Source organism: Peptostreptococcus sp. (genome assembly GCF_977045075.1).
Genome location: NZ_CDRRTB010000075.1, coordinates 1 through 8,977 on the forward strand (window position 1 = coordinate 1; position 8,977 = coordinate 8,977).

General features: G+C 40.4%; 10 protein-coding genes. All 10 read left to right on the top strand.

Annotation, left to right across the window (positions count from 1 at the left end; all coding sequences use genetic code 11):
• Positions 1-299: diacylglycerol/lipid kinase family protein (locus tag ACW6OJ_RS06480; RefSeq protein WP_456096072.1), on the top strand; the 299-nt coding region annotated here is incomplete at its 5' end.
• Between the two features lie 319 nt (positions 300-618).
• Positions 619-1,005, top strand: a complete 387-nt coding sequence (locus tag ACW6OJ_RS06485; RefSeq protein WP_456096073.1) for a GntR family transcriptional regulator — start codon at positions 619-621, stop codon at positions 1,003-1,005.
• A gap of 73 nt (positions 1,006-1,078) precedes the next feature.
• Positions 1,079-2,509 carry a PH domain-containing protein gene (locus ACW6OJ_RS06490; protein WP_456096074.1) on the top strand — a complete coding sequence of 477 codons (1,431 nt, stop codon included), beginning with the start codon at positions 1,079-1,081 and terminating at the stop codon, positions 2,507-2,509.
• Positions 2,510-2,649: 140 nt separating this feature from the next.
• Complete coding sequence (gene amaP / locus ACW6OJ_RS06495) at positions 2,650-3,537, top strand: alkaline shock response membrane anchor protein AmaP (RefSeq protein ID WP_456096075.1); 888 nt, start codon at positions 2,650-2,652, stop codon at positions 3,535-3,537.
• 12 nt (positions 3,538-3,549) lie between these two features.
• Complete coding sequence (locus ACW6OJ_RS06500; RefSeq protein ID WP_456096076.1) at positions 3,550-4,038, top strand: DUF2273 domain-containing protein; 489 nt, start codon at positions 3,550-3,552, stop codon at positions 4,036-4,038.
• 70 nt (positions 4,039-4,108) lie between these two features.
• Complete coding sequence (locus ACW6OJ_RS06505) at positions 4,109-4,492, top strand: Asp23/Gls24 family envelope stress response protein (RefSeq protein ID WP_293428965.1); 384 nt, start codon at positions 4,109-4,111, stop codon at positions 4,490-4,492.
• A gap of 68 nt (positions 4,493-4,560) precedes the next feature.
• Complete coding sequence (locus ACW6OJ_RS06510; protein WP_456096077.1) at positions 4,561-5,436, top strand: DNA-3-methyladenine glycosylase family protein; 876 nt, start codon at positions 4,561-4,563, stop codon at positions 5,434-5,436.
• Positions 5,437-5,541: 105 nt separating this feature from the next.
• Positions 5,542-7,023 (top strand): cardiolipin synthase, encoded by a 1,482-nt coding sequence (cls, locus tag ACW6OJ_RS06515; RefSeq protein ID WP_293699207.1) that lies wholly within the window; start codon positions 5,542-5,544, stop codon positions 7,021-7,023.
• An 82-nt stretch (positions 7,024-7,105) separates the two neighbouring features.
• On the top strand, positions 7,106-7,387 hold the full coding sequence (locus ACW6OJ_RS06520) for a co-chaperone GroES (RefSeq protein ID WP_456096078.1): 282 nt from the start codon (positions 7,106-7,108) through the stop codon (positions 7,385-7,387).
• Between the two features lie 116 nt (positions 7,388-7,503).
• The coding region (gene groL, locus ACW6OJ_RS06525) for a chaperonin GroEL (RefSeq protein ID WP_456096079.1) at positions 7,504-8,977 on the top strand (1,474 nt) is incomplete at its 3' end.

Here is an 8,977-nt window from a genome sequence, read left to right on the forward strand (position 1 = left end):
TACTCCTTTCTAATTTTATTGGCGACAAAAAAATGTTCGACCACAACAGGGTAGGCTATGCCAATATTTTAATCCTAAAGGAGGCATCTCTTGCTTCTAAGGTAGGCCTAATTCCCGATTTCCTAAAAGGGGCACTGGTAGAAAACGATAAAATTGAATTCTTTGAAGCTAAGGAAATAAGTATAACTTCAGATAGGCCATTAGAAACTGATATTGATGGTGATGAAGGTGACAGACTACCAGTAGATATTAAGGTTTTAGCAGACCATATAGAGGTATATTCGCCACAAAACCAGTAGGACTAGTGACTAGCCTATAGATAATAGGTGCTTATAAAGCTAGATCAAAGGTGAGAACATGTCTTCAGTGGTTAACAGAGGAAGATATATAAGACATAATAAAAACAGATAAGTTTTAATAAAACTTAATTATAGGGTTTATTTTAGATCAAGCGCCATTTTATGATTTAAGGGTCATAAGTATGGCGCTTTTTCAATGGACAAAAATTTTAAAAAGGGCTTGAAGGATTGTATTATTTGTATTATAATTAGTAATACAAAGTAAGTATTATATATACTAATACAAAAAACCAGTATAATTTAGATAGGAGGAAGCGATATGATTATTTCTTTAGATACATCTTCGAGCGTACCAATATATGTACAGCTGAGAAACCAAATAGTCCTGGGCATAGGCAGGGGGGACCTAAAGCCAGGTGAGAGCCTGCCAACTGTTAGGCAGATGGCCAAGGATGCAGGCATAAATACCATGACTGTCAACAAGACCTACCAGATCCTAAAGGCAGAGGGCTTTATAGAGATAGACAGGAGGGCTGGGGCCTTCGTAGCTAAAAGCCAGACCATGGACAAGGACTTTGAGGAAAAATTAGAGTCTGACCTAGCCCTTTTAACAGCAGAGGCCAGTGTCAAGGGCATGGACAAAAAAGACTTTTTAAAGATGTGTGAAAGGGTCTTCGTAGGACTAGAACCATGCCAGGAGCCCTAGATATTAGGCTTATAGATGGGCTTAGATAAAGCTTGGCACTTACCAAGAACAAAAGCTAATTGGAGGTAAAAGTATGAATATATTATTATTAGTTATTATAGGAATTTCCAATCTAATCATGTGTCTGGTCTTTTGGTCAGTCATAGGCAAGATTGTAAAGTATAAAAATGGCATGGTCTTGGGTATGCATATTGACCGTGAAAAGCTGGAGGATCCAGACCTGTTAACCCTGGTTGATAGGTATAAGAAGAAGCTCAATTTCTTTAAGCTGGCCTTGGTTTTTGGTTCGATTATTACCCTAGTAATGACTTGGGTAGACATTAGCTTCTTTATTGTAGTCTACATGACCTGGATAGTATTTATAATAGCCTACTATCAGTACCTTTCCGTATTTTGTATGAGGGATATGTATAGGCTCAAGGAGGATAGGGGCTGGCTTAGTAAGGGGTCTAGCCTAGTAAGGGTAGATACTAGGGTATCTAGCATGGTTGACAAGATTAAAATCCATCCACTTGTCCACCTACCCTTTATGCTTGTCTATGCATATTTCTTGATAGACACCCTAATAGGAGGAAGGGTATTTAAGGCTGTGACCAAGGGGATGGATCCTTCCGCTTACCAGGATTCTAGGTTCATTTGTCTGACAATTTTAGCTATTGGACTAGTCATGTCCTTATCCTTCCTTCTTACCCATATAATATACGGGGATAGAAAAAACCAGGTCTACTGTGAGGACAGCGACATCAACTACATGGCCAACAGGGTAGACAAGCTATACTGGTCTAGGGCCTGCCTAATAGGGGATATAATGGTATTCTTGACAAATGCCTATATACTTTACAGGGTATCTAAAAATGCCTGGTTGTATGAGGTAGACTTTGGAATATATATAGGGAGCCTTGTTATATCAAGTATAGTCGTGGCCTTCGTAGCCAGGATAGTCAACACAAAAAAGGATGATATACTTAGCCAGGCTAAGAATATTGAATATATGGATGACGACTACTACTGGAGGAAGGGCTGGTACTCTAATCCAAATGACAAGAGACTCCTAGTGCCTAGCAGGTTAAATTCAATGAACCAGGAATTTAATATGGCTAAAAAGTCAGCCATAGTGATAAATGCAGTCCTTATATTGATAATACTTGGAACTGTTTTGGTATGCCTAGTACCTATTGACAAAAATGTAATGGTTAGGGAGGACAAGGACTACATAAGCATAAAGTCAGGCATGTATGAGACTGAATTTAAGAGGTCAGATATAAAAGGCCTGGACTTGGTTGATGACCTAGAGGATGACTCCTATATTAGGACTAATGGAATTGGTATGGGAGAAATTAAGATAGGTAGGTTTAGGGGCAAAAAGTCAGGCAGGCTAGACCTATATATCAACAGCAGTAAGAGGCCACTTGTAAGGATTAGGCTTAAGGATAGACAGGTCTTTATCAGTGGTGACAAGAACAAGAGTCCAGAGAAAATTTATAGGATAATAAGTGGAAAATAATCTTCGACTTGGGGGAAATGTATTTATTATAAATATATTTCCCTTTATTACTTTAAATATCTTTATTTTGGGCCCTTTATGTGCTAAACTAGAATTGTGAACTTATATGTAAATATTGATACAATATTAGGAGAAATGATATGTCTACTTTTAGAAAAATTATAAATTTAATATACTTCTTTATACTAGTATGTCTACTAATTGTCCTATATTCCATGGCCTTTGACCTAGAGTTTATGAAGACTCTTGTAGATGCCATCAGGGATAATGCTAGCTACACCTTGCTAGTAAATATAGGCCTAGTGTTAGTGCTAGGGGTGACATGCCTAAGGGCTATATATATACTATTCAAGAAGTCCTACGATAGCTATTTACTTATCTTTGAAGATGAAGGGGCTATCAGGATATCTGACAAGTCTATAGAGAGGACTATCAGATACGCCGCAAGCCAAATTGGAGTGATAGACCAGTTGGATATAAAGGTAAAGGCCAGAAATAAAAATGACGCCTATCCTGATGTCAAGGTAAATATAAAGTGTGGACTTGACTATAGCAAATATATGGAGTCAGAATACTTCACAGAGAATTTGCATCTTGAGGGCCAGGAATTTACCAGTCAAGAATCAGACCAGCCAATCAATAAGGCAATAGAGGTTGATAATGACCAAATAAATCTTGATAAGGCTATAATTCAGACTGATAATGTTCAAATCCAGATTGACAATGCTACAATCCAGGTTGATAAGGGACAAATAGATGTTGACAACCCTGCAATTCAGACTGATAATAGTCAAGCAGATGAATATACTCATGACAGGGCCCAGGCCATAGGTATGACCGGACTGACAAATATGATTCAGGAAGAACTACACAAGGCGGTTGAAAACTTTATCGGCCAGAGGGTAGACCAAATAAATATTAAATTTTATGATGTAGAGAAAAAGAACAAGGCTGACAAGCCTAGGAAGGTCCCAAGAAAGTCCAAGACTGGTACTGAAATCAGGGGCAAGGCTAAAAGGGTTAAGTAAGGAGGTGCCGAAATGATAGATGAAAATTACCATATAGAAGATATAGACGATATATTTGATAGTCAGGATAAAACTGTCAAGGAGGCAGCTACAAAGACTGGACCCGTAAAGGCCACGATAATATTTGAGGACAGCATATCTAGCAAGTCTAAGGTGGAAGAGCCTAAAAGTGAGAATTTCCAGGCCTACGAGGAGGCCTATGACCAGGAAGGGTCAGAGGGAACTAGTGAAAAGAGAAAACCACTTATCAACAATGTAAAGAAAAAGACCCTTACAGAAAAGCTAGAAGCAATCCTGGCAGCAGCCTACAAGGACAAGCCAAACACAGTTGTAGCTACTATAGTTGGAATTATTATAGCAATTTTATTTTTATGGATTGGCTTCCTAAAGACCCTTGTAATATGTCTAGTAGTCTTGATAGCAAATATAATCGGTCAGCTATTTGACCAGAACCCATTTGTTGTGGGTGTCTTTGAAACTATAGTTAGGAAGTTTAAGTAGACCTAGAATAGGAAAAACAATGAATCTACCAGTATAGGTGGTTTAAAAAGTAATATAGAGAGGTGTAAAGATGGAATACAAGGATAATAATACAGAAAGCCAGCACAAGAGCAAGCTGGTATTTGAAGAACAGGTAATAGCCAAGATAGTTGCCATGGCTATAAAGGGCCAGGAAGGTATCACTACTGTAAAGAGCAATGGTGCCTTCTCAGGTATAGTAGGCAGGGGCAACGAAAGCAGTGGTATAAACGTTGAAGTTGGAGAAACTGAGGTTGCAGTTGACCTAAGATTATGGCTGGAATTTGGTAAGAATGCAAGAGATATCTACCTACAGCTTAAGGACATTATTGAAGAGCAGGTAATGAGTATGACAGGCCTAAAGGTTGTAGAGGTCAATGCAAAAATTGAAGACGTATTAAGCCCAGATGAATTTAGAGATAGGCTTAATGGCTAATGGGAAGAAGAGCAGTTGTACTAATGTATGGCTGCTTTTTAAATAAATAGATCTTAGGAGAGAAATATATGCAGATAAGACAGGTAGAAAATGGAATTATACTAGAGGGCCTAGAGGATTTCGAGCCAGCCCATGTATTTGACTGTGGCCAGTGCTTTAGGTGGCTAAGGCAGGAGGACGGGTCCTATACAGGGGTTGCCATGGGCAGGGTAATCAATGTCAGCAAGGAGGGGGACTCTATACATATAGACAATACCAGCCTAGAGGACTTTGAGAATATATGGTATGAATACTTTGACCTTGGCAGGGACTACGGCGCCCTAAAAAAGAAACTTGCCAAGATGGATGAAAACCTGAAAAAGGCAGTGGAATTTGGGCCTGGTATTAGGATCCTAAAGCAGGATGGTTGGGAGATGCTAATCTCCTTTATAATATCCTCCAATAACAGGATACCAATGATACAGAGGGCCATCAACAATATATCAGAGAGGTATGGCCGCAAGATAGGGACCTATAGGGGCAAGGACTACTATGCCTTCCCTAGTCCAGAAGAACTTTCAAGGGCCAGTATAGAGGACCTAAGAGACTGTAAGACTGGCTTTAGGGACAAGTATATCTACTACACTACAAGGGCAGTACTGGATGAAAATATAGACCTTAAGGCCCTAGTAGATATGGACCATGATTCCTGCCACAAGGAGCTGCTTAAGTTCAAGGGTGTTGGGGCCAAGGTGGCCGACTGTATAGCCCTTTTTGGTATGAGAAAGTACCAGTCCTTCCCGGTAGATGTCTGGGTAAAGAGGGTAATGCAGGAATTTTATGGGGCAGAGGACATGAGCCTGCCTAAGATGAGGAAGTTTGGTATGGACCTGTTTGGTCAGGATGCTGGCTTTGCCCAGCAGTACCTATTTTACTATGTAAGAGAGCTTGAAATAGGTAAGTAAGCTGTTGACAAGAGTAAATAGGCAAGCAGGTTTCCTAGATAAGCGAGACTAGAAAAATATAGGCTGGCCTATTTCAATAGAATGTTTTATAGGTAGGAGGATGTAATGGTATTAAAAGTATTAGCTTTAATAATTTTCTTGTCCTATCTAATTGGGATAATAATTTCATTGAATATACTACTGGAAAACAGGGACCCATCAAAGACCCTACTATGGCTTTTGATGTTTATGATTTTTCCAGGTATAGGGATATTCTTTTATGTATTTTCTGGTAGGAATATCAGAAAGCAAAAGCTATTTAGGGCCAAGACCAGGTCTAGCAAGCTGAGTCACAGGCAGCTCCTATACAGCATGGAGGCCCTAAAGGAAATAGTTAAAAACCAGCAGAAGATGTTGGAAGATGGGGTCCTGATGGGAGATGAAGTCAGCCCTATCAAGGAAAGGGTAGTAAGGCTCCTATTCAATATAGGCCAGTTCCCCTATACTACCAACAATGAGCTAGAGATATACAAGGATGGACACGAGAAGTTTGCCAGTCTAATTAAAGATATGAAGGAGGCCAAAGACCATATCCACCTAGAGTACTTTATAGTCAAGGATAGTCAGATAGCCAGGGAAATCCAGGCCATCCTGATAGACAAGGCAAGAAGTGGGGTTGAGGTCAGACTCCTTTACGATGATTTTGCCTGCTGGAGACTCAAGATAAAAAGGTCCTTCCTAAGAGAGCTAAAGGAGGCTGGTGTAAAGTGTGCAGCCTTCCTGCCAACCAAGTTTCCGATTTTTGGTGGCCAGCTAAACTACAGGAACCATAGAAAGATAGCCGTAATAGATGGCAAAATAAGCTATACCGGAGGCCTAAATATAGGTGATGAGTATATGGGTAGGTTCAAGAAGTTTGGCTACTGGAGGGACAGCCATATCAGGATAAGGGGTATAGCTACTCATATGCTCCAGCTGATCTTTATAGTGGACTGGTACCTGACGACCAAGGAGCTCCTAAACGATGAAAAGTATATGCCTAAGATGAAGACTGTAGGAAATACGGCTATCCAGGTAGTTGGTACAGGACCCGATAGCAAGTGGGAGGACATCCACTATGCCTTTTTCTCAGCCATCAGCCAGGCCAAGAAGAGGGTATATATCGAAACCCCATACTTTATACCGGATGAAAGCCTCCTAAAGGCCATAAAGACAGCGGCCCTTAGCGGTGTAGACGTAAGGATAATCTTTCCCCAGAAGATAGACCACTACATAGTGAATGTGGCATCCTACTCTTACCTAGAGGAAATAATGAAGACGGGTGGCAAGGTCTACCTATACCAGAAGGGCTTTATCCACTCCAAGGTATTCTTGGTGGATGATGAGGTGGCTTCTATAGGATCATCAAATATGGACCTGAGGAGCTTTATGCTTAATTTTGAGGTCAATGCCTTTATCTATGACAGGGAATACATAAATAGGATTGCAGACCAATTTTACCAGGACCAGGAGGATTCAATCCAGCTTTTAGAGGAGTATTACAGTAAGAGAACCTTATGGGTGAGACTGGCAGAATCAATAGCTAGACTCTTCTCACCACTGCTTTAATTTAAGCTTTTTTTAAGAATTAAGATATATACTATTAGCAGTCAAAGAAAGAGAGTGCTAAACAAATACGGAGGTGTTTAATATGATGATAAAACCATTAGGAGATAGGGTTGTTTTGAAGAAGGTAGAAGCCGAAGAAAAGACAGCCAGTGGAATAATTTTGACAGGAGCTGCCAAGGAAAAACCACAGTTTGCAGAGGTTATAGCTGTAGGCTCAGGTATAGTTGACGGCAAGGAAATCGAGATGGAAGTAGAAGTAGGTGACAAGGTAATCTACAACAAGTACGCTGGAACTGAAGTAAAGATAGACAAGGATGAATTTATAGTCCTAAAGATAGAGGATATAGTAGGTATATTGGTATAGTGATATATTAATTTTTTTTATATATTTAAAAAGCAATATAAGATATGGTAATTTATAAACAAATGAATATATAATTGCTAGAAAAAAATATATACTTATTTGGAAGGAGTTTTAAAATGGCAAAGGAAATTAAGTTTGCAAAGGATGCAAGGGCCTCTTTGGAAGCAGGTGTAAACAAGCTAGCAGACACAGTAAAGGTAACACTTGGACCAAAGGGTAGAAATGTAATACTAGACAAGAAATTTGGGGCACCACTGATCACAAACGACGGTGTAACAATAGCCAAGGAAATAGAGCTAGAGGACAAGTTTGAAAATATGGGAGCCCAGCTAGTCAAGGAAGTAGCAACAAAGACTAACGATGTGGCAGGTGACGGTACTACTACAGCCACAGTCCTAGCCCAGGCAATAATAAGAGAGGGCCTAAAGAACGTAACTGCAGGCTCAAACCCAATCCTACTAAGAAAGGGTATAAAGAAGGCCGTAGACGTGGCAGTAGAAGAGCTAAAGAAGAATTCTAAGGAAATAAATACAGAGGAAGAAATCGCCCAGGTAGGCGCAATTTCTGCTGGTGACGAAGAGGTAGGTAAGCTGATAGCAGAGGCCATGAAGACAGTTGGCAAGGACGGTGTAATCACTATCGAGGAGTCAAAGTCAATGGTTACAGAGCTAGAATCAGTTGAAGGTATGCAGTTTGATAGGGGCTTTGTATCTGCCTACATGGTAAACGATGTAGAAAAGATGGAAGCAGTCCTAGAAAATCCATACATCCTGATTACAGACAAGAAGATATCAAATATACAGGAAATACTACCCCTACTAGAGGAGTTGGTTCAGCATGGTGGCAAGCTACTTATCATAGCTGAAGACCTAGAGGGTGAAGCCCTATCAACACTAGTAGTCAACAAGCTAAGGGGAACATTTGACGTAGTAGCAGTAAAGGCACCAGCCTTTGGTGACAGGAGAAAGGCCATGCTAGAGGACCTAGCCATCCTTACAGGTGGTAGGTTTGTATCTACAGAGTTAGGCTTTGACCTAAAAGATGTCCAGCTAGAAATGCTAGGTAGGGCCCAGACTGTTAAGGTAAATAAGGAAACAACAACTATAGTAGGTGGCGTAGGCTCAAAGGCAGATATTGCCCACAGGATCAACCAGATAAAGATGCAGATAGCAGACGCTACATCAGACTTTGATAGGGAAAAATTGGCAGAAAGATTGGCCAAGCTATCAGGTGGGGTAGCTGTTGTCAAGGTTGGAGCAGCTACAGAAGTAGAAATGAAGGAAAGAAAGCTAAGGATAGAGGATGCCCTAAATGCAACTAAGGCAGCCGTACAGGAGGGTATAGTTGCAGGCGGTGGTACAGCCTTTGTAAGTGCCATACCAGCAGTAGAGGACCTAGTAGCATCACTTGATGGGGAAGAAAAACTAGGAGCACAGATAATCAGGAGGGCCCTAGAAGAGCCGCTAAGACAGATAGCTGTAAATGCAGGCCTAGAAGGGTCTGTAATCATACAGAATGTAATAAATTCAGATTCTCAGATAGGCTTTGATGCCCTAAACGAAGACTATGTAAACATGATAGAGGCCGGTA